This is a genomic window from Mesorhizobium mediterraneum (assembly GCF_002284565.1).
Taxonomy (GTDB): Bacteria; Pseudomonadota; Alphaproteobacteria; order Rhizobiales; family Rhizobiaceae; genus Mesorhizobium; species Mesorhizobium mediterraneum.
On sequence record NZ_NPKI01000039.1, the window covers coordinates 45,535 to 69,353 of the forward strand.

General features: G+C 59.9%; 19 protein-coding genes. 2 read left to right on the forward strand and 17 right to left on the reverse strand.

The annotated features are described in order from the left end of the window. Nucleotides 1-13: 13 nt before the first annotated feature. The gene (locus CIT25_RS28425; RefSeq protein ID WP_095488529.1) at nucleotides 14-1,336 is read left to right on the forward strand and encodes a site-specific integrase; all 1,323 of its coding nucleotides are present in this window, start codon (nucleotides 14-16) and stop codon (nucleotides 1,334-1,336) included. Between the two features lie 1,890 nt (nucleotides 1,337-3,226). Here the strand turns inward: CIT25_RS28425 and CIT25_RS28430 are convergent. From CIT25_RS28430 to CIT25_RS28485, 12 genes are all read right to left on the reverse strand, one after another. Next, the gene (locus CIT25_RS28430; RefSeq protein ID WP_245330026.1) at nucleotides 3,227-5,050 is read right to left on the reverse strand and encodes a putative bifunctional diguanylate cyclase/phosphodiesterase; all 1,824 of its coding nucleotides are present in this window, start codon (nucleotides 5,048-5,050) and stop codon (nucleotides 3,227-3,229) included. 257 nt (nucleotides 5,051-5,307) lie between these two features. Beyond that, the gene (gene ubiM, locus CIT25_RS28435) at nucleotides 5,308-6,486 is read right to left on the reverse strand and encodes a 5-demethoxyubiquinol-8 5-hydroxylase UbiM (RefSeq protein ID WP_095488531.1); all 1,179 of its coding nucleotides are present in this window, start codon (nucleotides 6,484-6,486) and stop codon (nucleotides 5,308-5,310) included. A 289-nt stretch (nucleotides 6,487-6,775) separates the two neighbouring features. Further along, on the reverse strand, nucleotides 6,776-7,387 hold the full coding sequence (locus CIT25_RS28440) for a hypothetical protein (RefSeq protein ID WP_095488532.1): 612 nt from the start codon (nucleotides 7,385-7,387) through the stop codon (nucleotides 6,776-6,778). 704 nt (nucleotides 7,388-8,091) lie between these two features. Continuing rightward, nucleotides 8,092-8,247 carry a cbb3-type cytochrome oxidase assembly protein CcoS gene (gene ccoS / locus CIT25_RS28445; protein ID WP_095488533.1) on the reverse strand — a complete coding sequence of 52 codons (156 nt, stop codon included), beginning with the start codon at nucleotides 8,245-8,247 and terminating at the stop codon, nucleotides 8,092-8,094. Beyond that, a complete protein-coding gene (locus CIT25_RS28450) occupies nucleotides 8,244-10,532 on the reverse strand; it encodes a cation-translocating P-type ATPase (RefSeq protein ID WP_095488534.1) in 2,289 nt (762 codons plus the stop codon). The genes ccoS and CIT25_RS28450 overlap by 4 nt, the downstream gene beginning before the upstream one ends. Further along, nucleotides 10,529-11,026, reverse strand: coding sequence for a FixH family protein (locus CIT25_RS28455; protein WP_095488535.1), 498 nt, complete (start codon nucleotides 11,024-11,026; stop codon nucleotides 10,529-10,531). The genes CIT25_RS28450 and CIT25_RS28455 overlap by 4 nt, the downstream gene beginning before the upstream one ends. Beyond that, entirely contained in the window at nucleotides 11,023-12,582 is a 1,560-nt protein-coding gene (gene ccoG, locus CIT25_RS28460) for a cytochrome c oxidase accessory protein CcoG (RefSeq protein WP_095488560.1), read from the reverse strand. The genes CIT25_RS28455 and ccoG overlap by 4 nt, the downstream gene beginning before the upstream one ends. 166 nt (nucleotides 12,583-12,748) lie before the next feature. Continuing rightward, nucleotides 12,749-13,612: a cytochrome-c oxidase, cbb3-type subunit III gene (gene ccoP, locus CIT25_RS28465; RefSeq protein WP_095488536.1), complete on the reverse strand. Its 864-nt coding sequence runs from the start codon at nucleotides 13,610-13,612 to the stop codon at nucleotides 12,749-12,751. A gap of 2 nt (nucleotides 13,613-13,614) precedes the next feature. After that, the gene (locus CIT25_RS28470) at nucleotides 13,615-13,764 is read right to left on the reverse strand and encodes a cbb3-type cytochrome c oxidase subunit 3 (protein ID WP_024502864.1); all 150 of its coding nucleotides are present in this window, start codon (nucleotides 13,762-13,764) and stop codon (nucleotides 13,615-13,617) included. 11 nt (nucleotides 13,765-13,775) lie between these two features. Next, nucleotides 13,776-14,507 carry a cytochrome-c oxidase, cbb3-type subunit II gene (gene ccoO / locus CIT25_RS28475; protein WP_095488537.1) on the reverse strand — a complete coding sequence of 244 codons (732 nt, stop codon included), beginning with the start codon at nucleotides 14,505-14,507 and terminating at the stop codon, nucleotides 13,776-13,778. Then, nucleotides 14,507-16,126, reverse strand: a complete 1,620-nt coding sequence (ccoN, locus tag CIT25_RS28480) for a cytochrome-c oxidase, cbb3-type subunit I (RefSeq protein ID WP_095488538.1) — start codon at nucleotides 16,124-16,126, stop codon at nucleotides 14,507-14,509. The genes ccoO and ccoN overlap by 1 nt, the downstream gene beginning before the upstream one ends. Nucleotides 16,127-16,773: 647 nt before the next feature. Further along, complete coding sequence (locus CIT25_RS28485) at nucleotides 16,774-17,517, reverse strand: Crp/Fnr family transcriptional regulator (protein ID WP_095488539.1); 744 nt, start codon at nucleotides 17,515-17,517, stop codon at nucleotides 16,774-16,776. A 151-nt stretch (nucleotides 17,518-17,668) separates the two neighbouring features. On the opposite strand from CIT25_RS28485, the gene hemN reads away from it, so the two are divergent. Beyond that, nucleotides 17,669-19,018, forward strand: coding sequence for an oxygen-independent coproporphyrinogen III oxidase (gene hemN, locus CIT25_RS28490; protein WP_091595897.1), 1,350 nt, complete (start codon nucleotides 17,669-17,671; stop codon nucleotides 19,016-19,018). 236 nt (nucleotides 19,019-19,254) lie between these two features. Here hemN and CIT25_RS28495 read toward each other — a convergent pair whose 3' ends face one another. Genes CIT25_RS28495 through trbL form a run of 5 tightly spaced genes read right to left on the reverse strand, consistent with a single transcriptional unit; the run spans nucleotide 19,255 to nucleotide 23,805 of the window. Continuing rightward, nucleotides 19,255-19,497 (reverse strand): DUF2274 domain-containing protein, encoded by a 243-nt coding sequence (locus CIT25_RS28495; protein WP_029354949.1) that lies wholly within the window; start codon nucleotides 19,495-19,497, stop codon nucleotides 19,255-19,257. 12 nt (nucleotides 19,498-19,509) lie between these two features. After that, a complete protein-coding gene (locus CIT25_RS28500) occupies nucleotides 19,510-20,724 on the reverse strand; it encodes a TraB/TrbI/VirB10 family type IV secretion system protein (RefSeq protein WP_095488540.1) in 1,215 nt (404 codons plus the stop codon). Between the two features lie 11 nt (nucleotides 20,725-20,735). Beyond that, nucleotides 20,736-21,749 (reverse strand): P-type conjugative transfer protein TrbG, encoded by a 1,014-nt coding sequence (gene trbG / locus CIT25_RS28505; protein WP_164897493.1) that lies wholly within the window; start codon nucleotides 21,747-21,749, stop codon nucleotides 20,736-20,738. 1 nt (nucleotide 21,750) lies between these two features. Beyond that, nucleotides 21,751-22,482 (reverse strand): conjugal transfer protein TrbF, encoded by a 732-nt coding sequence (gene trbF / locus CIT25_RS28510; RefSeq protein ID WP_029354943.1) that lies wholly within the window; start codon nucleotides 22,480-22,482, stop codon nucleotides 21,751-21,753. After that, a complete protein-coding gene (gene trbL / locus CIT25_RS28515) occupies nucleotides 22,483-23,805 on the reverse strand; it encodes a P-type conjugative transfer protein TrbL (protein ID WP_095488542.1) in 1,323 nt (440 codons plus the stop codon). Between the last annotated feature and the right edge of the window lie 14 nt (nucleotides 23,806-23,819).

Consider the following 23,819-nt stretch of genomic DNA (forward strand, 5'->3'; position numbering starts at 1 on the left):
TTAGAGAAAGATAATGCGACGTTCCGCAGCGCCAAGGCCGCATAAACGTGAAGGCATCTGGTATCTCGTTCGCAGGGTGCCGAAGGAATTCGCGGCGTTTGATCGCCGCTGCCTGGTACGCATTTCCACGGGGGTCGCCGTGGCTGACGATCCCCGCGGTGTACGGGCGCGAGATGCAGTGCAAAGCCTCGGCGCAGGGCTGGAGGCGTATTGGCGTAGACTGCGGGAAGGCCAATCCGCCGAGGCGGGGCTGCGTTTCGAAGCCGCGAGGAAGCGCGCGCGGTCATTTGGATTGGCCTATCGCACTAACGAGGAACTAGCAGCGGGGCCGCTCGACGAACTCATGGCCCGCATCAAGCTGCTTCTCGACAAAAAATCGATCGAGGACGCGGAGGACGTCTCGGCGGTGATGGGTGGGGAGAAGCGGCCAGCGGTCCGCCTGAGCGGTCTTATCAAGGAATTCGAGACGATCGAGCAACAGAACTTGCTGACTATGTCGCCCAACCAAATCAAGAAATGGCGTAACCCCAAAAAGCGCGCAGTTGCCAATCTGGTTGGAGTCATTGGCGACAAGGAGATCGCAAGCCTCACTCGGGACGACGCAGTCGCGTTCCGCGAGTGGTGGCAAAAGCGGATCGTTGAGGACGGACTTGATATCGGTACGGCCAACAAGGACATCGGCCATGTTTCGAAAATGCTGCGCGTCGTCGATCTGACTCACCAGCTCAAGCTGGAGCCGGTTTTTCGCAACCTCCGTCTTTCCGGCGCCGTCCCCGGGCAACGCGCTGCGTTCCCAGCGGAGTTCATTCAGGAGAAGATACTCGCTGAAGGCGCGCTCGACGGACTCAATGACGAAGCCCGCCATCTAATCTATGTAATTGCCGATACCGGACTCAGGCTTTCTGAAGCGGCAAACCTCACCACCGAAACAATCCACCTCGATCAAGAAATCCCGCATGTGCGGGTGCGCCCCAATGGCCGTCGCTTGAAGACCGGTCATTCAGCCCGTGACATTCCCTTGGTTGGCGGCGCACTTGCAGCCATCAAGCTCCATCCGGGCGGCTTTCCTCGCTATCGCGACAAGGCCGCCTCACTTTCAGCGCTCGTCAACAAGGTGCTCGCCAGCAAGGAACTTCTGCCGACTTCCGAGCATAGTCTTTATAGCCTGCGTCACACTTTCGAGGACCGGCTGACGGCAGTTGAGGCGCCGGAGAAGGTAATTGCCTCTCTGATGGGCCACAAATGGATCCGGCCGAAATACGGCGCGGGACCTTCGTTAGCGCAAAAGCGCGAGTGGCTCCAAAAAATCGCTTTTACCCCGCCCGGGCGAATGTGATTGCGCCATCCAGGCCGTGAGAACCAACCTCACGGCTCCAGCTGTCCGAGCCATTTAGGTTGAGCGTGGCCAGCACGCGCTGCGCTCGCTCGCGATTTCCGAGCTTCCGCCGCATTTGTTCGACCTCGTATTCCAGCCTTTCGAAGGTCGGTGTATAGGCATCTCCATGACGGATGACCAAGTAGGCCGCAACAGCTAGACAGCATTCGAGCTCCGTGGCCGATGGACCGGAAAAAGGGGCGACGCCATAGCAAGGCGCGCAACGCCTCTCGAAAGCTTCCGAACTAGGCAAACGGCCAGCACGTGGCATCGTGACAGAAACCTATGCCTGATCGACGAACCTGAAGTGCTCACGAAGCTTGACCGGTGCGCAGGCCATCGGAGGGACAATTCCGCTCTGCCTAAAACCGACAAAAATTTTGAAACACCCGTCCCTCCGGCTCGAATTCAAAAGTTCAGCCCAGACAGGAACGCCTGATATCTTGTCGTGCACTGTCACCGTGCCAAACCTGGTGCCGGCGACAACGGCAGTTTGGCGAGCAGAAGAATTCCCGAGACTGAGACGTTCTACGGCTTGGCTCATGTTCGCGTTCCTCCTCGATTGGAAACAGGATGGGCCATATGGAAGCGAATAAAAGGAGGTTGGTGACGAGTCTCGGTAGTGGAGTAGAAACGGATGGAAAAGCTTGCGCTATTCGCCATCGGCGCCGCTAAGCGCACTTGAGAGAAGGGGCATGATCGCCAAGAGATGACGTCCGAAGAACTCTAGCGCGTCGCTTGTCGCCCCACTCTGAACTCTCGTCGGTCTGGTCCATTTATTCGACTCGAGGATGTTCGTCCGTTCATCCGGCAGGCTGCATGATCGGCATTGGCGAGGCAATCGAGGCGACAAACATCGCTCGATATGAGTAGCCGACAGGCAATCTCTAATTGCGAGGAGCGGATAGAATTGGGTACGGTCAAGGGATGAAAACGCGATATGGCTACGCTGGCGTCCATATGTTCGACCGCACATCCAGCCTTAGCCGGTCGCTGTGTGTCAAAGCGATTTAGAGGCGCGACACCGCAAGCCAGTTAGAAATGCGACAGTGACGCGTCTTTTTGGCACGACCTTAGCACCCGATCGGGCCTCAGCTGGTCGTGGTTGCGCAGCCCGATCGGGTGCGATTTTATAGAGCTCCCCTGGCTTTAGCTTTGAGATCCCGTCATCGACACAAATGCAAGGGAACGGTCCGACCGCTTGCGGACATTCGACATGCCGTGGCAGCTTGCTATGGTGAGCCAGCGCATTCCGATACACGTTTTCCGCGCTCTTCAATTCGTCAGGCGTGAGACGGTCGTGACCGCTGCGCCAATTGATCTCGTGGCAGGGTTTGAGAAGCCTCTGGTTCTCGTTGTCGACGGACGAAGCTTTGATCCCACTCGATCAAGAGTGCGCTCTTTGCGAAGCCGGCTATACCGTTGCTCCAGCCCCTGTGCTGAGGCTGAGCGCTTGATCAAGGACAGCCCCCGGCCGCTGCTGTTCTGGACGTGAAGTTGCGGGATGGTGACTGCGTTGAGGTCGCGAAGACCTTGACCGCGGGTACGTTGTTCATCCGGATGAGCGCTGAGCCGAGAAGCGGCCAAGAACGCTTGCCTGTATTCGAATCCTACGGGAACCGCGAAACGAGCGTCCAAGGGACGCAATTCTCCGACGTCGTTCACTCAAGCTCATCTCGCAACTTGAACGCTTGTATCAAGCCGCTGCGTGTGCGCCGGTGGACCGGATTGCTGCATCCAAACCACGTGCTCAGTTCCGCCCCCGCAATAACTCTACCGTCCGAAACGGCTTTCGCGCGCCAGGTCCACCCCACATGAAAGTTCCGCGAGCAGCACGGACGGAGAGGCCGGTCACAACTCCTTCGCGTGCTCTTTTACTACCGAATCAAGTGCCAGATGGAGAGGCACTGCCTTAGAGAACAGGAAGCCCTGCGCGGTTCTGCAGCCAAGCTTGTACAGAGTTTGCCGATCTGCCTCTGTTTCAACGCCCTCGGCCATGACCTCGATCCCGAGCGTCCTACCAAGATCAATCACCGCTTTGACAAGCAGCCGATCCTCCCGGGACTTGGCTAAGCCGCGAATGAAGCCCTGGTCTATTTTCACCTTCCTGATCCGACTGTCCTTGAGCGATGCCAACGTCGAAAAACCGGTGCCGAAGTCATCGAGCGCGATAGAAATGCCAGCATGTGAAAGCCGGCCGAGCTTTTCATCCACTCTGTCCGGATCCACTGGGCCTTCTTCGGTAATCTCGATATCGAACATCGTTGCAGGGAGGTCTTTTGCCGCCAGACCATTAAGAATCATGTCGTCAATATCGCCAGCTTCCAATTCGCGCGGTGAAACATTCATCGCCACACGAACATCACGACAGTCAGCTTTGACCAAGCCCTCGATAAGAGCGCAACAGTCGGCGAATACCGTTTGAGTTAGCAGCTGAAGCATTCCAGTTTCGCGTGCCGCTGTCATGATCTCGGGCGGAGAAATGGGACCGTGAAGCGGGTGAGACCACCTTAGCAAGGCTTCAAAACCGACGACGGCTTCAGTTTCGAGTCTTACGATTGGCTGGAACCAAGGGACCAAGCTTCTCATCGTTATCGCCGAATGAAGATCGCGTTCGATTGACTGGCGGCGTTGCAGTTCCCGGGCTAGCTCGGCATCGAACAGACAAAATTCATTCCTGCCGCGGCGCTTAGCTGTGTAAAGGGCGATGTCGGCCCGCAACAACATTTCCGTTAGTCCGGGGTTTTCAGCCAAGTAGATTCCTATAGACGCTCCAATGCGGACCGATGCGATCCCAGGATAGGGGCGAGCAAGCTTGGCTATGAGATTGGACGCGAGATTGGTGGGAGAAGGAGAATTCTTTCGCGAAGAAAAAATCAGCACGAATTCATCCCCACCGATGCGGGCGAGCGTTGAGCCCTCCGGTGCTTCTTCCTCTATTCGGCGGGCGATCCTGACAAGCAGCTCGTCACCCGTTCTGTGACCGTAGGTATCGTTGACAGATTTGAACCCATCCAGATCAATCAGCATGGCGACAAAGGGCCCATCAGTGTTCTCAAACTGATCGATTGCATGTTCGAGGCCGCGCCTGTTGAGGAGCGCGGTAAGATGGTCCTCCCTGGAATTGCGCTCCATTTCCGCGGCAAGCCGCTCGGCTTGATGTCTCAGGCGGCTCGCGTCACGGAAGCGCGCTTGTCCAACGAACGAGGCTCGAACCAGGCCGCCCTCGAAAAGCAGGACGGCAAAAGCCAGAATGTAGTTTTCCAGGGTTCCCTTCGTCAGCAAGCATGCGGCGGCAATGAGGAGTGGCGGTGTGATGAAGTATATCGCTGCCGCAGCATATGAGCTGCCGTACGTGACCGCGCCAGCTGAAATGCCCGCCAGAATTATTAGATGCAGCGATGCTTGAGACGTAGTGTACCCAGCCGTTAGGACGGCAAGGAATGACCAGGTGAATCCCGCCAGAAGAGCAAGCCTGCCAAACCAGCGAAGCCGCAGCCAAACCCGTGTCAGATCATCCTGGACTCCGGGTTCCTTCAGCTGATGACGGGCGAGTGCAAGGCGGGCGGCATTTATCGCATTAACGACCGAAAACCAGGCCGCGCCAGCAAGACCGTTCCCGGAAAGGGCCTGCACGGTCAAAATCAGCCCGGACAGCACAATGCTTATCGGCATTGAGACGAAAAGGCCTGCCCTCAGATCAGCGAGCTGGTCCTGAAGGATTCTCGCCTCCAGCGGATCTTCTTTTTCCAGGGCTGGACGGGTCAGCTTGCTTACTCCTGCTTGTCCGCAGCCTACGCAGCCCCCCTGAAGGACGGGTTAATTCTTCAATCGGAGATCAGCGTCGGGAGCAGGATTACTCCGGCGCATGATGCACTCTCTCGCATCGCTCGCCCAGCACATCGCGCAAAAATGCAACTGCTGGTGCAGTATCACCGCTGGAGCTCCGCCGAAATCCCATGCCGGACAAGGGGAACATGTTGGGCAAAGCGAAGCCCCAGATGCCTTGCAAGCCGTGCCGCCAGGTGGTCTCTGGAGTAGAGTCCAACCAGTATGTTCGTTGCATGGTAGAGCGGCGCCGCCGACAGGCGCAGCCGCCTTTCGTATATGTGCAGCATGTCGGGGTCGCCAACATTGCGGCCGTCGCGGCACGCAGTCATGATTCCACGGGCGAGCTGCTTCTGGCTGCTGAGGCCGATGTTGAATCCGTGAGCGGTCACCGGGTGCATGCCGATGGCAGCGTCGCCGATGAGTGCGGCGCTCGGGGCCCGGAATTTGTGCGCCCACGTCGTGACCAGCGGATAGGTATGGCGCTTGCTTGCCAAGGTCATTTTTCCAAGGCGCCCTCGACACCGTTTCGTCAACTCCGACAGGAACAAATCGTCATCGAAGGCAAGCAGTCTATAGGCCTCGTTTGAGCGCAATGTGAGCAGCAGCGACGACACGCCTTCCGCGAGGGGCAATATCGCTATCGTCTGATGGTGATCGAACCATTCGATGGCGATCTGGTGGTGGGCGCGCTCGTGCCTCACTCGGCAAATCAGCATCGAGTGGCCAAGCCGGTTGATATCGGCGCCGATGCCCAGCAGATCACGCGTGGCGGACAAACGCGAATCCGCGGCAACAACAAGCCGAGCAGTTAAACGCGCGCCATTAGAGAGCGTTACGACTGCTCCTTCTTGGCTGTTTGTTGCATCGACGACCGAGTGGCCGCACAACAGCCGGGCGCGATCCTGCAAGCGGACGATTTTGAACAGCGCCTCGCGGATCCGGCAATTTGGAACCAAAACCCCCAGCGGTTCTCCAGAGTTGCTGGGAGGATCGAAACGAAGAGCGAATGCGCTCGAGCCGTTGAGCACGCGCGCGCCTTGAAGTGCTGATTTGTCCGAAGCCGGGATGACATCCCAGGCGCCGAGCTCGCGAAGGGTTCTGATCGAAGCGTTGGTCAGCGCGATTTCGCGACCATCGAAAGCCGGATTCGCCAGACTATAGAATGTGTTCTGTTCAACAACTGCCACCTTGAGTTCGCTTTGGGCAAGCGACGCAGCGAACGAAAGGCCGACCGGCCCGGCTCCAACGACAACGATGTCAAAATTCTCGTCAGAGCCCATCAGCGTGCCGCCATCCCGTCGGCTATCCTCGTGTAACGGTGGAACTGAGCCGAGTGACCTCCGCTGAGCTCCGTGCCCGCCGCATTGCCTAAAGGCGCTGGGCCGCGGGATTCGCATGGATCGGCAACGAAGCACGCAACCCGCTCAGAGGTGGATGCGGCTAACCGAACCCGCCCTTTCGCCGCGCAGCCGCGCAGATCGCCGCCAGCAAGCGAGACACTCGCGACGCTGGTCAGCCACGGCCGCGCCGCATCGATGGCCACATTCGACTTGGAACCCGTGCGCATAGCTACTCACGCTCCACGACGTCGAAGCGGGTTCTCTTGCTAGGGTATCGAACGTAGCGCTCTCTCTCGTCATCCCAGCCAAGGTAGCGGAAACTTTTATGCACGACCGCGCATATCTTCGCAAGAACCTGCTGCATGGCTTCGATGTCGATGTCCTTGCAATTCAGTCGCCGATAGAGCAAAGCCCACGCGGCGACATAGTCGTCGAAATAGCGCGCGTCACTCGAACCAATGATCAACTTCGGACGGTTGGTCGATCTCGAAAACGCACGTCCCAACCCCGATGATGCTCCGCAGCACGTTGACATCACGAGGATCTTCGGCGCTGGATCCGAGCCCTGGAACATTTCTACGAAGTCAGCCCAAAGTAGGCTACCTCGCCCACTGGATGAAGCGATCCCGTCTCCATTGCCGTGCCCAGCGATGTGAAGCACGTCGCACTTCGCCTTGTTCGCTTGGACTACAGCCTCACGAAAATGCTTTCGGTCCAAAGTAATGCGATAGTCCGAGTGGATGTTGAAAGCCTTTAACAACTGCTGCAGGATCGGTCCCTCGTGCTTGTCGTGGTAGTAGTCTTTCGCGTAGTGGCAGTCGATGATGTGAACGGTTTTCATGGCACTCCAGCCGTTTGTTCGTTGATCGTCGTGACGAGCGGACACCACGCGCCCGGAACCGCGTGACGTACGCTGAGTTCCGGTGCCGTCGCATAGCCTCAAGGCGCGGGCCGGGAATCCGGATGGATCGGGAACGACGCACACAACCCATCAAAGGCGAAAGCTGTTGATCGGCCCCCGTTTCCGCGCAGCCACGCTGATGGCCAGCCAGCAAGCGAGATACACACGACCCTGGTCAGGTAAATGGCTGCGCCGTAAGCACAAGGCATAGCCGACCACACGACAGAAAAACCCGGCACCGTGAAGGTGCTGATAATGACGACCAAACTTTCCGTGAGTCATGCATTTCTCCCTCGAAGACTGGTCTATAGACCACACCGATGAGTATGACCCTGATCTGGATCAGCCAGACATGACCAACCGGCACTGTCGGTTCTCGGTCGGGTGATCGATCGCGACGTTCCACTTTGGAACCCGTGCGCACATTGCCAAGCTCTCGTCGGCCACGCGAGGTACTTTCGTGGCATCAGCCGCCTCATATTGGTGCAATGGGAGGCAGTCCTTCGCACGACAGAGGCTTTTCACAAATCGATGTAGTGCGCAGCTTAGGTCAAGGTGGTCATGGAGCATGGACAGCTTGTTCCCGACCGAGCCGGCTCGACTGACGAGCGCGATCCGCGCATCTTATGCACAGCGGATTGAAATCAGCGTTCCGGTTTGTCGTCCCGATCAATTAGTATCCGCTCGGCGGCTCCGTCGAGATCTTCGTATTGACCGCTTCGCAATGCCCAGACGAAGCCGGACAGGCCCAATGCACCCAGAAAAAGGGCCACGGGTATGAGATAGAGTAAGGTCGTCACGAGGATTGTGCCGAATAGCTGACTGCGGAGCGTCTGACTTTTTGAATAACTTGCACCGTCGCATTCGCCATGAAGCCGTGCAAGCGCAATGCGTTTCCAATAACAAGCAGCGATGAGGCAGACATGGCAATCGCCGCTATCAAGGGCGTGACGTGCCCGAGGATGGCGATTGGTACTGCCACCGCATTGTAGACGATTGCGATTGCGATGTTCTGCCGGATCAGGTGTCCTGCCTTGCGCGAGACGCCCAGGGCGAGCGGCACCGCCAGGAGGCTTTCGCGCAGGAAGACGAAGTCTGCCGCGTTGCGGCCAATGTCGACGGCGGTGGCCGGTGCGATCGAGACATGCGCCACGCTCAGCGCCGGCGTATCGTTGAGGCCGTCGCCAACCATCAGAACCTTGTGCCCAACTTTCGCGAGGGTCTCGATGCGCTCGACCTTGCCCGATGGCAGCAGGCACGGAACGAAGTCGTCGATATCCAGCAGCTTTGCCACTTCGGCGCAGGCTGCGGCGGTATCGCCCGACAGCATTTCGATCGACACCCCGTCACCGTTCAACTGTTGGATGCCCGCTCCAGCGTCGGCGCGCAACGCATCCTCGAAAACGAAGGATGCGGCAATCATCCCGTTTCTCGTCAGGACCGTTCCGCCGTAGCCGTGTTTGCCTTCACCGCCAGTTCGAGCCTTCCAGCCGGCCCATCCGCGTCGACCCAGTCGCCAGGTGCTTCCCGCGTCAGTGGCTTCGATTCCAAACCCGGGATGCTCGGTCACAGTATCGAATTTGTGCTGCCCGCCAGGAGCGGCAAAACCGGCTATGGCCTTTGAAAACGGATGGCGGGAATGCGCAGCCATGTCGGCGGCGATTGCCAGCATCGCCGGATCAATCGAGTCCGCATTGACCAGCCGGGGCTGGCCGAGCGTGAGCGTGCCGGTCTTGTCGAACACGGCAGTATCGATCGCCGCGAGGCGCTCCATGGCCGAACCGTCCTTGACCATGATGCCGCTCTCGAAAAGCCGCCGCGCCGCGACCACCTGCACGATCGGCACCGCGAGGCCAAGCGCGCACGGGCATGTGATGATGAGAACGGCGATGGCGATCGTCATCGCCCGATGCCAGTCGCCGGTCGCCGCCATCCAGCCCAGGAATGTCACAAAGGCGGTGAGATGGACCACTGGGGCATAAAGCGCTGAAACGCGGTCGGCGATACGGCGATAGTGCGCGCGGCCGCCCTCGGCGGCCTCCATCAACCGGACCATTTCCGCGAGGAACGAATCCTTTGCGGCGGCTGTCGCCTCAATCGTCAGCGGGCCGGTAAGGTTGAGCACGCCGGCCTGTACTGCTTCGCCCGGCGCCACGTTTTTCGGCGTGCTTTCGCCTGAGGCCAGCGAGCAGTCGAGATCCGACGTTCCCTGGATGATCTTGCCGTCGACGGGGATCCTCTCACCGGCCGCGATCAACAACCGCATGCCTGGTTCGATCTCGCCGACCGGCAGATAGTCGCGCGCGCCGTCGCCGCGCATCACCATGGCGCCACGCGCGGCCAGCTGAGACAGGCCCTTCACGGCAGTCCGGGCACGCTCCCGCATCACATGATCCAGCGTGCGCCCGATCAAAAGGAAGAACAGCAGCGATACCGACGCGTCGAAATAGGCGTGGTCGCCATGATTGATCGTCTCATAGAGGCTCATGGCATAGGCGAGCGAAACACCGACCGCGATGGGCACGTCCATATTCATGCGACCATGGCGCAAAGCATTCCAGGCCGAACGGAAGAAGATTCCGCCGGCGAAGGCGAGGGCAGGAATGGCGATCAGCGCCGAGACCCAGTGAAACAGGTCGCGGGTAGCACCTTCGGCGCCGGACCAGACAGAGACCGAAAGCAGCATGATGTTGCCCGCCGCAAAGCCGGCAACAGCGACGGCGCGGATCAGTTCGGCAAGCGTCTTGTCCTTGTCATCGACCTCGGGTGTGAACAGATGCGCCTCGTAGCCCAGCCTGCCAAGCGCGGCGACGAAGGGTGGCACCTCGTCTCCTCGCCACCGGACCGCGACCCGCTTCGTCGACAGGTTGACGCGCGCGCTTTCGACGTGATCGAGCTTTCCAAGTGCCGCCTCGATCGTCTGGATGCAGGCGGCGCAATGAACCGTCGGCACTGAAAGATCGGTCTGCCGAAGATTGTCGCCAAGCGATCGGCTCGCCAACCTGATCTCCTGGCTGGATGGCAGGACCGACGTGGCGCCGTTCAGATCCAGCGCCATTTCAGCGCCCGGTGCACAACAGCTCATTGCAGCGCTCCATGGGAAATCATAATCCTGCGGACGTCGCGATAGGGTCGTGTCAGGCCGGCATCGGCGTCGACTTCGACGATCCAGACGCCGTCCTTCGGCATATGCTGGGCGGCGAACTCCTGGCCGGAGGCGAGGGCGAGCGTGACGGACTTGTCCTCTTTCTCGTAGGCGGGATGACGAAACAGCACCTTGACGCCGTGCAGAGGAACCGGCTTGCCGGCGGCGTCGGTGAGGCTGTAGCGGACTTCGCCCCATGCGATGGTCAGCTTGCCGGTCCAACCGAGCGCTGCTTGGGCGCGGCCGGCCTCGGCCTCCTTGTTGAATTGCTGGCTGGCCACATAGGTGTTCTCGACGACGAGGCCGGTCCAGCTCGTATTGGCGAGCGTGGCCATGGTCAGGTTGACGGCGATGACCACCCCGAAGAAGGTGAGAATGATGGCCAGCATGTGCCTGCCGGTGAATTCGCGAAGCTTTTGGGCATTGGCGGTCATTTGGCGGCCTCTGGCGCGTTGAATGTGGCGGTGTATTCGTTCGACTCGAAGCTCGCCTTATCCTCGACACGGAACTTGAAGGTCTGTGCCGGGGCGTGGATCTGGTCCGCGGGCTGGCGAACGAAGACCTTCAACGTTTTCAGGCGGTCGGGTTCGACCGGGATGGCGAAAGACCGGCCCGCCGGGATGTCGTCGCCGACGACGACCATGTCGGCACCCTTCAGACCCTGCATGGTGACGACGATTGTCCTTGGCTCAGGGATCATGTTGAGCAGCTTCACGGTATAGCCATTGCGGATGGAGCCATCGGATAGCGTGACGAATTGCGGATTGCGGTCATGCAGCACGTTCAGTTCGAGCCGATCGCGCGTCAGCAGCGAATAGAGCAGGCCCAGCCCGATCAGCGACCATAGGCCCATGTAGATGTAGGTGCGCGGCCGGAAGATCTTGCGAATGTGAAAATGCGCCACCTGATCGGAGAAGGTGCCGACAGCAGTCCTGACCAGCGACGGATTGATTGAACTGGAGCCGCCTGCGGTCGCCAGCATCATGTTGGCGTTGTAGTCGGAGAGCGTCGCGTAGGAGATCAGCCCGCGCTCCTTGCCGAGCTTGTCCATGACGCCGTCGCAGGCGTCGATACACAGCGCGCAGGTAATGCATTCGAGCTGCTGGCCGTCGCGAATGTCGATTCCCATTGGGCAGACCGCGACGCAGGCATTGCAGTCGACGCAGTCGCCGACGGACTGCCCCGAGGCTTGCACCTTCTTGGCGTGGCGCGATCGCGGCTCGCCGCGCCAGTCATTGTAGGTGACGGTGAGCGAATTCTCGTCGAGCATGGCTGCCTGGATGCGCGGCCATGGGCACATATAGGTGCAGACCTGTTCGCGCATCAGGCCGCCGAACGTGTAGGTGGTCGCCGTCAACACGGCGATGGTGATGTAGGCGACAGGTGCGGCGGTACCGGTGAAAAGCTCGCCCATAAGTGTCGGTGCATCAGCGAAATAGAAAATCCAGGCGCCGCCGGTCGCCGCAGCGATGACCAGCCAGACGGCATGCTTCGATACGCGCAGCATCAGCTTGCGGGCGGTCCAGGGACCAGCGTCAAGTTTCATTCGGGCGTTGCGGTCCCCCTCGATCGCACGTTCAACGAGAAGGAACAGATCGACCCACACGGTCTGCGGACATGCATAGCCGCACCAGGCACGGCCGACAGTCGAGGTAATCAGGAAAAGTCCAACGCCGGCCATGACCAATAGGCCGGCCACATAGAAGAATTCCTGCGGCCAGATCTCGATGAAGAAGAAGTAGAAGCGCCGATTGGCGACATCGAGCAGCACGGCCTGGTCCGGGGCAAATGGACCGCGAGCCCAAGGCAGCCACGCAGCCAGGTAATAGATGCCAAGGGTGATCGTCATCACCAGCCATTTGAAGCGACGAAAGTTGCCCGAGGCGCGCTTCGGAAAGATCTTTTGACGCGCGGCATAAAGGGGCTTGCGGGTTTTGGCGGAATTGACAGTTTCTGTTTCGAGCCGTGTCAACTGCGTCTTGTCACGCACGTGCAACTCCACTTTCCCAGCCAATGTCAGGGGCACCTGTCGAAAAGCCTCGCGGTAGGACAGCCTTGGCGGGTTGTGCAGATCGCATTAGGAATGGTGTCGAGGCCCGGCTCACGCCGGGCCTCGTCCGCTTGGCAGGGGGGACCGAAGAATAGGGCTTCCATTCCTATTCTCCGCCGCCAAGCGAATGGACATAAACTGCAAGTTCCTTGACCTTGATTTCGCCGAGACGGCCAACCCAGGCCGGCATGATACCCTGCTTTGGCGCACGAACCTGGGCGGCGATGGCCGTCTCGCCGGACCCGTAAAGCCAGATCGCGTCGGTCAGGTCGGGGGCGCCGAATTCCCTGTTGCCTTTTGCATTGTCGCCGTGACAGGCGACGCAGTTCTCGGCAAAGACCTTGGCGCCGGGTTGGATCAGACTTGCATCGCGGACCTTGCCGGAAAGGCTGGCCACGTAGGCGCTGACTTGTGCGATCTGGTCGGCGGCGATGATGTCGCCGAAGGCCGGCATTTCTGACAGTCGCGTGTCCGGATCGGAAGCAAAGCGGAGGCCGTGCGTGATCGTCTGCTGGATCTGGTCGGGGCTGCCGCCCCACAGCCAGTCATCGTCATTCAGGTTGGGAAAGCCCTTCGATCCCTGAGCGCCGGAGCCGTGGCATTGCGTACAGTTGACCTTGAACGCGGCAGCCCCGGCAGCGACCGCGAATTCGCGCAAGTCATCGTCAGTCAAGATCTCCGAGACGCTGTTTGCCTGGATGGCTGCAACATACTTGCCATTGGCGGCCTCGGCCGCGGCAAGGTCGTTCTTGACGTCCTTACGGCTTGAATAGCCGAGCATGCCCTTGGTTGCCGAGGTCAGCATCGGCCATGCCGGGTATGCGGTCGTATAGACGAGCGCCCACGCTATGGTGACGTAGAAGGTAATCACCCACCATCGCGGCAGAGGATTGTTGAGCTCCCTGATGCCGTCCCATTCATGCCCGGTGGTTGAGACGCCGGAGACCTCATCGATGTGCTCGTCGCTCATGATCACTCGTCCTCGAGCGGAATGCGGGCAGCTTCGTCGGCCAGCCTTCGGCTGCCGGGGCGTAGGGCAAAGGCGATGCACCCGACGAAGAACAGCGCCATCGCAACCAGGCCCCAGCTGTCGGCAAACGCCCGCATCAAATTGTAGGTCATCAGCGTTCTCCTCAGCGGTAGCCGGCGGCTTCGTCGTAATTTTTGAAGTCGACCAGTGTGCCAAGCATCTGCAGGTAGGCGAGCAGGGCATCCATTTCGGTGACCTGTTGCGGGTTGCCGTCGAAGTCGCCGATCTTGGCTTTGGGGTAACGCGCCTCAAGGCCTGATGTGTCGGCATTGGGATCGGCCTGCGCCGCCAAATCCGCATTGGCGTGCGCGATCATGTCATCGGTGTAAGGGACGGCTACACGCCTGTTGGCGATCAGATGCGTCGAGAAATCCTTCACGTCGATCGGCGTGTCTTTCAGGAACCCATAGCTCGGCATGATCGATTCCGGCACCACCGAGCGCGGGTCGGTAAGATGCGCGACATGCCATGCATTCGAGTAGCGGTCGCCAACCCTGGCGAGATCCGGCCCGGTGCGCTTCGATCCCCACTGGAACGGGTGATCGTACATGGACTCGGCAGCCAGGCTGTAGTGGCCATAGCGCTCAACTTCGTCGCGGAACGGCCTGATCATCTGGCTATGGCAGAGAAAGCAGCCCTCGCGCATATAGATGTTGCGCCCGACAAGTTCGAGCGGCGAATAGGGGCGCATCCCTTCCACCTTCTCGATCGTATTGTCGAGATAGAAGAGCGGCGCTATCTCGACGATACCGCCGACCGTCACCACGAGCAGCGAGCCAACGAGAAGAAGCGTGGCGTTCTTCTCGATGATTGCGTGTTTGTCCATCAAGCCCATCACCTGGCTCCTGATCGCGCAGGTCGGATGGCGACGGGGCTCGGCATCGGCTCCTCCTCGCGCTGGTGGCCGAGGATGGTCATGGTGATGTTCCAGGCCATGATCAGGGCGCCGGAGAGGTACATGGCCCCACCGATGGCGCGCATGACGTAGTATGGGTGCATGGCAGCGACGGTTTCGGCGAAGGAATAGACCAGGAAGCCCTGCTGGTCGTATTCACGCCACATCAGGCCCTGCATGATGCCTGACACCCACATGACCGAGGCGTAGACGACGATCCCGAGTGTCGCCAGCCAGAAGTGCCAGGTGACGAGCCGCAGCGAGTAGAGCCGGTGACGGTTCCAGAGCTTCGGCACCATGTAGTAGATTGCGCCGAACGAGATCATGCCAACCCAGCCGAGCGCGCCCGAATGGACGTGGCCGATGGTCCAGTCGGTATAATGCGACAGCGAATTAACCGCCCTGATCGCCATGATCGGGCCTTCGAAGGTCGACATGCCATAGAAGGCGACGGCCATCACCATCATGCGGATGATCGGATCGGTGCGCAGCTTGTCCCAGGCGCCGGACAGCGTCATCAGACCGTTGATCATGCCGCCCCATGACGGCATCCACAGCATGATCGAGAACGCCATGCCGAGCGTCTGCGCCCAGTCGGGCAAGGCGGTATAGTGCAGGTGATGCGGGCCAGCCCAGATGTAGAGAAAGATGATCGCCCAGAAATGGACGATCGACAGCCGGTACGAATAGACTGGCCGGTTCGCCTGCTTGGGCACAAAGTAATACATCATGCCGAGAAAGCCGGCGGTGAGGAAGAAGCCGACCGCGTTGTGGCCGTACCACCATTGCGTCAGCGCATCTTGGACACCGGAAAAGGCGGAGTAGCTCTTGGAGCCCAGGAACGAGACTGGCATCGACAGGTTGTTGACCACATGCAGCATCGCGATGGTCACGATGAAGGAGAGGTAGAACCAGTTGGCGACGTAGATGTGCGGTTCCTTGCGCTTCAGGATCGTGCCAAGGAATAGGATAAGGTAAGCGACCCAGACGATGGTCAGCCAGACATCCACATACCATTCGGGTTCGGCGTATTCGCGGCCCTCGGTGATGCCGAGCAGATAGCCGGTCGCGGCCATGACGATGAAAAGCTGGTAGCCCCAGAAGACGAACCAGGCGAGATCACCGCCGAAGAGGCGGGCGCGGCAGGTGCGCTGCACGACATATAGAGACGTGCAAAGCAGCGCGTTGCCACCGAAGGCGAAGACGACACCGGATGTATGCAGCGGCCGCAAACGGCCGAAATTGAACCAGGGCTGGATGTTGAGATCGGGATAGGCGAGCTGAAGCGCGATCACCACGCCGACCAGCATGCCGACGACACCCCAGAACACGGTGGCGATCGCGCCGTAGCGGATCGGACCGTCCATGTGAGCGGATGGGTCGATCGGAGCTGCTGGCTTGAACTCCGTGTTGCGCAACAGGATCGCAGTGAAACCAGCCACTGCGAAGAACAACACCCACATATGTCGGCGGAAAGGTTCATCCACGCCGAAGCCGGCGGCCACCAGGGCCGCAAAAGCGAACACGCTTAGAAGGACGATCTCAGTGCCGAATTTCATTGCAGATCCCGATCTCGAATCTGGTGGATGCCAAATCCGCAGCGCACTAATTGCGCAGCCGCCGCCCCCTCGCCCTGATCTATGTCAGGCCGCACGATTTTGTGTCGGCGGCGCAATCAGCAGGTGGCGAATGAACGAGGAACGCAGCGCGGGCTCACCCCCTCATGGACAAGGGAGGCGTTCCCTGGGTTGGGCGGGCGCAGACGCGATCGATTGAGGCGAAAGCTGAGGCTCTGCGACGCGTTGGATGCTATTGCCGATGCCCTACCAAACGTTGNGAACGAGGAACGCAGCGCGGGCTCACCCCCTCATGGACAAGGGAGGCGTTCCCTGGGTTGGGCGGGCGCAGACGCGATCGATTGAGGCGAAAGCTGAGGCTCTGCGACGCGTTGGATGCTATTGCCGATGCCCTACCAAACGTTGTTCGAATCCCATTGGAAACGAACGCGATCGTTCGGCCGAGCCGTGGCAGCTTAAGGACCGTGCTTCGCCGGTATGTGCCGAAATACACCTGGCGATTGGTCATCGTCCCTATCAAAGCCCGAAAGCTGTCACGACCGTGACGCCGCTTCTTCGAAGGCGCGGCGAGATCGCATTAGAAGGCAAACACGGCCCGCCCCGGAGCCATGCGACATGGGCCTCGCCGCTTAGGGCCGCTCGCGTCCGCCGCCACAGCGCTTCTCCAGACGGCTTATGCTGTCCACCGTCACATGGCGTGCGTTCTCAATCCGAATCACCCCGTCAGCCCGCAATCGCGTCAGTTGGCGGCTCACGGTTTCGTTGGTAATTCCAAGGAAATCAGAGATTTCGGCACGCGTCAGCGGCAGATCGAAGGACGCTGACCTGGAAGCCGCGTCGAGACTGGAATCGATATTCCGGGCCATCATGAGGAGAAAACTCGCCACCTTTTCCGGAGCTGTCTTGCGCCCCAGCGTCACCATCCACTCGCGCGCCTCATCGAGTTCATTCAGCGTCTGTTCGAGCAGGCGATGCTCGAATTCCCGTGACGCCTTCATCATCCGTTCGACGGCCGCTCGCGGAAACGAGCACAGCGTGACTGCTGTTGCCGCTTCCGCATTGATCGAGCTTTCCACCTTGAAAGGACGTCCCAGAAAATCCGGTGCAAACTGGAGACCGACGATCTGCTGGCGCCCATCCGACAGGCTCTTTGATAGCTTTACCACGCCTGAAAGCACGTTCGAGTAGCTGTCGACGTTCTGTGCCTCGCCGGTCAACTCCATTCCTGACTCGATCCGGCGACGCGAGCAAGTCTTGGCGAGCCCAACCAAATTGTCTGGATCGAGCGCACCGCAGACACCGCGACGCCGTGCCTCGCAAGGGAGGCAAAGAACAGGAATGCCGGAAGTATGAATGTCTTGCCGAAAGGTCATGCGTTCGCTTTACCCGATCCTAACTGCCGGCAGGATACCCATCCAGGGTAGAGAAGTCCTGCGGCGGTTTGTCCATGCGCGCGGCTGATCGAGATCAGGGTCTGCTTCAGCGATGCGTGCAGTGTTCGGCGGGCAACACGGTGAACGCGAGATGCAATCGGAAATAGCTGTCAAACTCAGCGAGAACGTCCCACGCTACACCAGCTATCCGACGGCGCCGCATTTCCATTCCGGGGTCGATGCTGCCATTTACCGTGGCTGGTTGGAGGCGCTGGAAAGTGGCGACGAAATCTCGCTGTATTTGCACATTCCTTACTGCGACAAGCTCTGCTGGTTCTGCGCCTGCCACACCAAGCAGACGCACCAATATGAGCCGGTGGCCGCTTATCTGCGCTCGCTGAATGCCGAAATCGTCACGATTGCCGGTCTGGTGAGCGGCAAGGCACATGTCCGTGCAATCCACTTCGGTGGCGGTTCGCCAACGATGCTGAGGCCCGATGACATGGTTGCTCTTGGAGCGGCCTTGCGGGACAGCTTCGACCTTCTCCCGGATGCTACGGTCAGCATCGAAATCGGAACCAACGACATGGACAAGGCGCGCCTTGATGCGCTTGCTCAAATCGGCGTAACGCGGGCGAGCCTCGGCGTGCAGGATTTCGATCCGCAAGTGCAAAAAGCAATTAATCGTGAGCAAAGTTTTTTGCAGACCAAGGCAGTCGTCGACGGGGTTCGTTCGCGGGGCGTTGAATCGGTCAATCTGGACCTGCTCTACGGGCTCCCGAATCAGACACGCGAGACGATCTGTTCCACGGTGGCGCAGGCACTGACCTTGGAACCAGACCGGATGGCTCTGTTCGGCTACGCACATGTGCCCTGGTTCAAGAAGCATCAGACGATGATCGACGAGGCATGGCTGCCGAGTCCCACCGAGCGTTTCGCCCAATCTCAACTCGCGGCGCGGGCAATTGTCGCCAAGGGATATGAGGCAATAGGACTCGATCATTTCGCGAAGCCCGACGATGCGCTGGCCATAGCGGCCCGCGCAGGGGTTTTGCATCGCAATTTTCAGGGCTACACCGAGGATCGCTGCCCGACACTGATCGGACTTGGCCCTTCGTCCATCGGTCGTTTTCGCCAAGGCTACGTGCAGAACATGGCTTCGACTGCCGGGTACGGGCGCATGGTTGCGGATGGCGGGTTGGCTGCCGTCCGGGGCGTTGCCCTTTCCGACGACGATCGCGTCCGTGGCTGGATAATCGAGCGGCTGATGTGTGATTTTGCCTTCTCGGCAGTCGATCTGGTGGAGCGGTTCGGCAAAGCCGGCGAGAAGCTCCTTCATCGCTCAAGGTCCATCGCCCTCCACGATCCTGCCCGAGCGCTTGAATTCGATGGCGACAGTTTCGTCGTACGGGCTGAAAGTCGCCCCTTCGTTCGAACCATCGCGGCCAAGTTCGATACATATTTCAAAGGGGGAACGGCGAGGCACTCGGTGGCGGTCTGAGCAAAGCACAGTGCGCTCGCCGTTTGGTCGATCGCGAACCAGCTGCGTTTCATTTTGACCGCTCATAGGCGACTACCGCATCCAATCGAAAATGCAAACTTAGGCTGTTGCGCGGTATTTCCTTCCACATCCTCTCTTACGCATACCTGCATTCCAAGGTGTTTGATCCTATGCTTCGCGAGGAGCAGGTAGGCCGCGACAGCTAGGCAATGTTCCAGCTGCCTCTAGCGGAGGAGTCACGATTTTTCGGCAAGCTCCGTCGGCAGACCTTCTTTTCGGGCCTTGGCAAAGGCTCGGTCGCCTTCCAGAAACGCCGCCAGCATGAAAGGGATGAGTTCTGCCACGGTTTCAGACTGACGATAGGTCTGACGGTAAAGTGCAGCATACTCCTTGAGTGTTTGGCCCAGCTCCGCGCTGACGGTAATGGTGATCTTCGAAGCTGTTCGGTCTGGAAGCTTTCCAAGTTTCAGGTCAGCCATGGTAACTCCTGATCAACTCGCGTATGGCCGCAGCACGATGTCCTTGTGCACGATGACGCGCAGTGGCCAACCTGGGCGGACGATGATGGTGGGCTGGATATTGAGGTTTTTTTCGGTGATGCGCTGGCCGGCTCGACTGGCGTTCTGCTGGGCTGATTCCCGGATCGCCTTGACCAGATCGCTCTCGTTTTCGCCGAGGCTGAATTCCGTGCCGACACCGAGCAATGTGGCAAGCGCCACCCCCTTGATCAGCTGCCAGGTGTGGAAATCGACTTTGTCTTCCAGCCCTGCGTAGCCGGCGGTGTCGCTCGCGGGCAGATTGTCGATTTCGACCGACGAGCCGTCGGGCAGCAGAATGCGCTGCCAGACCAGCAGCGCTCGCTTTTGCCCGAACGCGACGACGCTGTCGTAGACGCCGATAAGACGTGAGCCCTGCGGAATCAGCAATATGTTGCCCGTGACCGTGTCGTGCACATTCTCGGTGACTTGCGCGACGACAAGGCCCGGCAAATCGGAATTGATGCCGGTGATCAGGCTGGCGGCAATCACGCTGCCAGCCATCAGTTGATACGGCGAGATCGGCGTCTGCAGCGCATGCGGATTGTAGATCCCGCCAGTGCTCCGCTGGCTGAGGAAATCAAGCTTTCGCTGCTGATTGTTCTGGTCGCTTTCCGCCGGCGCCACCGAGGCTGACGCGCGTGCTGCTTCGGATTGGGGAAGTGCCTCAAATGGATGCTGAGCAGTTTGCACGCTCTCACCGACATCTGTCTGTTGAGCTCGATTTTCGACGCGGAAAAGCACCTGCGATTCACGCGCTTCGATCGCCTGCTGCGCTAGACGCTGCTCCTCGGCCGAGATGTCTTGGCCCGGCACGATGCCGAGCTGGCGCTGCCGCTCGAGGATGGGGCGACCGAGGTCGCCCGGCAAAGGTGGCCCAAGGACGGGAGACTTCGGCTTCATGCCGGAATAGTCATGGGGAAGCGTATCGAGTCCCTCGACGGTTGGTTTGCGCTCAGTGCTGTAGAGATCTTCCGCCTGATCCCTGATGCGAAGGGCCGGCCCCTGGAGCGCCATCATGGCAACGCCGAACACAGCGCCGGATCCGAGCGCTGCGATCGCGATGATCACACCGCGCCTGAACCGCACCACGCGGCGGGGAGAGGCCCGAAGCTGCAGTTCCTCGGGATCCAGTTTCGGCGGGATGCCAGAGCGGGAATTTTCGATCATGAGCCCTCACCTCACCGGCTGGAACGCGAAAAGAGCGAGATCCGCCGTAGCGGTTGGCTGTCGTCAATCCTGCTGATGCGGATCACCTGCTGCTGCTTGGTGCCGAGGCGAAGTTCGGCCGCGGCGAAGAGCCGATCGACGATGTAATAGTTGCCGCGCACGCGATAGTTGACGAGCTCGCTGCTCCCATCTGCGCCGACGATGAAGAGTGGTGGCGCCTCGCCCTGATCTATGCGACGAGGGAACTCAATATAGACCTTGCTGCCGTCGTCGAAGGCTCGCGTCGGTCTCCAGGGCGGTGTGTCGCCACTGATCGAGTAGCGAAAGCGAAGGTTTTCGAGCGCGATATTCGACGCGACCGGTGTAACTGCCTCGGCTTGAGCATTGCGCTGGCGAAGCGCGATGATCTGGTCTTGGCTGTAGGTCCAGGAGATTGCCGCCATTGCTGTCTTCTCGGTGCTTTGAAGCTGCAAATGATAGGTCCGCCGGTCCGTCGTAATGACGACATTGGTGGCAAGACCCGGCGCGAAGGGTTTCACCAGAACATGGGTGCGCTGATTGTCACCGGTGCCGCTTGCAGTATCGCCTATGACCCAGCGCACGGTGTCGCCAGCCGACACGGCGGTTAGTTTCTCGCCCGGCTGCAGAGCGATGTCGGTCACGCGCTCCGGCGCGGCATAGAGCTGATAAAGCGCGCCATCGGTGAAGGGGTAGACTTGCACGGCATTAACATACCCGTACTTGGTGGGTTGCTGGGTCGCGGCTTTGTTGGCATCAGCGACGCGTTCTTCAGGGGGGCGCTTGTCCTCGGCCTTGCCGGGCTCGGGCTGCAATTGGCCAGGCAGCGGCAGTGGTTTTGGCACCTCGACAATTCTAATCGGCCTCTCCGGCGCCTTCTCGATCGCGGCCGGTTTGAAGTCAGCAGCGTCATAGGAAATCTCAGGCGGCGGCACCTTCTTCGATGCACAAGCGGAAACGACCGCTGCCGACACCGATAGGATCAGCACGGCACGAATCGGTGACATTTTATCTTTCATTGGTGGACTCCGTCGGAGAAAGGGGGGGTGGGACGGCGCTGTCGAGCTCGCGTGACCAGTCAATGGCGTTGATGAAGACGCCGAGCGGATTCTTGCGCAGCTGATCCGTATTGCTTGGCGAGCGGATCACGATCGTGAGGATCGCAGTCCAGCGCATCGTGCTGGCAAGGCTTCCGCGCTCAAACACCTGCTCGGTCCATTTGACCTGGAATGAACTTTCGGAGGCCCTGACCACGCTGGTGACCTGTACCGAGACACTGCGCGTTCCGATCTGACCGAAGGGGTCGTTCGCCTTGGCGTATTCGTTGAGGAAGAGCGCTGCGCGATCGCTAGCAAAGTCGTAAGCTGCCAACCAGTTCTGCCGTACCAAAACCGGATCGGTGGAAACGGAACGGACATTCTGGATGAAGCGGCCGAGATGCCAGGCGATCTGAGCATCCGAGGGCTCATAATTCCGGATTGCCGGCGCGACGGCGCGCGTCTCGCCGAAGCCATCGACCTCGACGACGTAAGGCACGACACGGCTTTGCATCGACTGCCATACGAGTCCGCCGGAAAGTCCGGTCGCCAAGGCCAGGCACCCAAGGGCCATGAGCCGCCAGTTCCTGGCCTGCAGTCGAGATGAGCCGATGCGCTCGTCCCACAGCTGGGCGGCTTTTTGATAGGGCGTGACCGGTTCGGGTGTTTTGCCGTAACGGTGCACGGGTCGCTTGAAGAGCATCTAGTCATCCTTGTCGTTGAGAGAGGGGTTGGCGCTGCCTCCCGGCCGGTCTCCGTCTCGGACAGCTTGCATGGCAGCGTGGCGATGTGCACGGGCGGTCTGTTCAGAACGTAGGCGCCTTGCCCACGTCGGCGCCGAAACAGTGGCCGAACCGGCAGAGCGTTCGGTCATTGACGCGGTCGGCGTGCCGCCGGTCGCGGTCCACGCGGCATCGCGCCCGGCATCGGCGTTGCGCCCAACACTTGCAGTGGCGGATCGCGCTACGCGTATAGCGGCGCCGCCAGCGGCACTGGTTACACCATGCATTCCAGCAGCCACACCGGAGAGGCCAACGTCGGGCGAGGTTGCGCGCCCGATCTGCCAGGACGTGGAAGCAGCCGATCCCATTGTTGTGCCGGCGCGGATGGCGGCGAGACCGCCGCTGGTTGCCATACGCGCGCCAGAAAATGCCGTGCCTCCAGCAACGAGTGATACACCCGCTGCCGCCGCGGTCGTGCCGAGGGCGGCGCCCGCGCCAAGCTGCGGTGCGCCTGAGACAAGACCCGACGCGATCCCCGGCCCAAAAATGCCAAGGCCAAGCAGTGCCAGTGCGCCCAGTACCTGGGACATGGCAGCGGCCAGATCCGGCTCCTTGCCTTGCAATGCGGAAGCGAACTCCCCGAAGAGCGTGGAGCCGATGCCGACAATGACGGCGAGCACCATCACCTTGATGCCTGACGAGATAACATGGCCGAGCACGCGTTCGGCCAGGAAGGCTGAACGGTTCCAAAGTGCGAATGGAACCAAAACAAAACCTGCCAGCGTGGTGAGCTTGAACTCAAGGATGGTGATGAAAAGCTGGATGGAAAGGATGAAGAAGGCGATGATGACCAGGAACCAGGCCATCAGCAGCACGAAGATGGTCAGTGCGTTGCCGAAGATTTCCGGGAAGCCCAGGAGCTGACTGGCTTGGTCAAGCATTGGCCAAGCACCTTCGAAACCGGTCGCGGCAATGCGGCCCGGGCGCAAGAGATTGTCTGCCGACAGATTGCCGGCCGACGCCTTAATCCCGAGACCGGCAAAAGAACGATAAACGATATCGGCGAGGTTCTTGAAATTGTTCAGGATGAAGGCGAAGACGCCAACATAGAGCACCTTGCGGACAGGCCGGCCGAGAACGCTGGTTTCGTCGCCGAGCGCCCACGCCAGGCCGGCAAGTGTGATGTCAATGCCGATCAGAATGGTAGTGAGGAAGGCGACGTCGCCCGATAGCAGACCGAACCCGCTGTCGATGTAGCGGATGAAGGTCTCCATGAAGCGATCGATGACGCCAAGGTCGTTCATGCCGCTGCCTTCCT

Excerpts from the sequence above, each read along its gene's own strand:
- ccoO (WP_095488537.1), bottom strand. The coding sequence starts at position 14,507 with ATGGGCTTGATGGACAAACACGCAATCATCGAGAAGAACGCCACGCTT.
- CIT25_RS28485 (WP_095488539.1), bottom strand. The coding sequence starts at position 17,517 with ATGACCTTTCGGCAAGACATTCATACTTCCGGCATTCCTGTTCTTTGC.
- ccoP (WP_095488536.1), bottom strand. The coding sequence starts at position 13,612 with ATGAGCGACGAGCACATCGATGAGGTCTCCGGCGTCTCAACCACCGGG.
- CIT25_RS28450 (WP_095488534.1), bottom strand. The coding sequence starts at position 10,532 with ATGAGCTGTTGTGCACCGGGCGCTGAAATGGCGCTGGATCTGAACGGC.
- trbL (WP_095488542.1), bottom strand. The coding sequence starts at position 23,805 with ATGAACGACCTTGGCGTCATCGATCGCTTCATGGAGACCTTCATCCGC.
- ccoN (WP_095488538.1), bottom strand. The coding sequence starts at position 16,126 with ATGAAATTCGGCACTGAGATCGTCCTTCTAAGCGTGTTCGCTTTTGCG.
- CIT25_RS28495 (WP_029354949.1), bottom strand. The coding sequence starts at position 19,497 with ATGGCTGACCTGAAACTTGGAAAGCTTCCAGACCGAACAGCTTCGAAG.
- CIT25_RS28500 (WP_095488540.1), bottom strand. The coding sequence starts at position 20,724 with ATGATCGAAAATTCCCGCTCTGGCATCCCGCCGAAACTGGATCCCGAG.
- CIT25_RS28430 (WP_245330026.1), bottom strand. The coding sequence starts at position 5,050 with ATGCCGATAAGCATTGTGCTGTCCGGGCTGATTTTGACCGTGCAGGCC.
- hemN (WP_091595897.1), top strand. The coding sequence starts at position 17,669 with ATGCAATCGGAAATAGCTGTCAAACTCAGCGAGAACGTCCCACGCTAC.
- ubiM (WP_095488531.1), bottom strand. The coding sequence starts at position 6,486 with ATGGGCTCTGACGAGAATTTTGACATCGTTGTCGTTGGAGCCGGGCCG.
- CIT25_RS28455 (WP_095488535.1), bottom strand. The coding sequence starts at position 11,026 with ATGACCGCCAATGCCCAAAAGCTTCGCGAATTCACCGGCAGGCACATG.
- CIT25_RS28425 (WP_095488529.1), top strand. The coding sequence starts at position 14 with ATGCGACGTTCCGCAGCGCCAAGGCCGCATAAACGTGAAGGCATCTGG.
- CIT25_RS28470 (WP_024502864.1), bottom strand. The coding sequence starts at position 13,764 with ATGACCTACAATTTGATGCGGGCGTTTGCCGACAGCTGGGGCCTGGTT.
- trbG (WP_164897493.1), bottom strand. The coding sequence starts at position 21,749 with ATGTCACCGATTCGTGCCGTGCTGATCCTATCGGTGTCGGCAGCGGTC.
- CIT25_RS28440 (WP_095488532.1), bottom strand. The coding sequence starts at position 7,387 with ATGAAAACCGTTCACATCATCGACTGCCACTACGCGAAAGACTACTAC.
- trbF (WP_029354943.1), bottom strand. The coding sequence starts at position 22,482 with ATGCTCTTCAAGCGACCCGTGCACCGTTACGGCAAAACACCCGAACCG.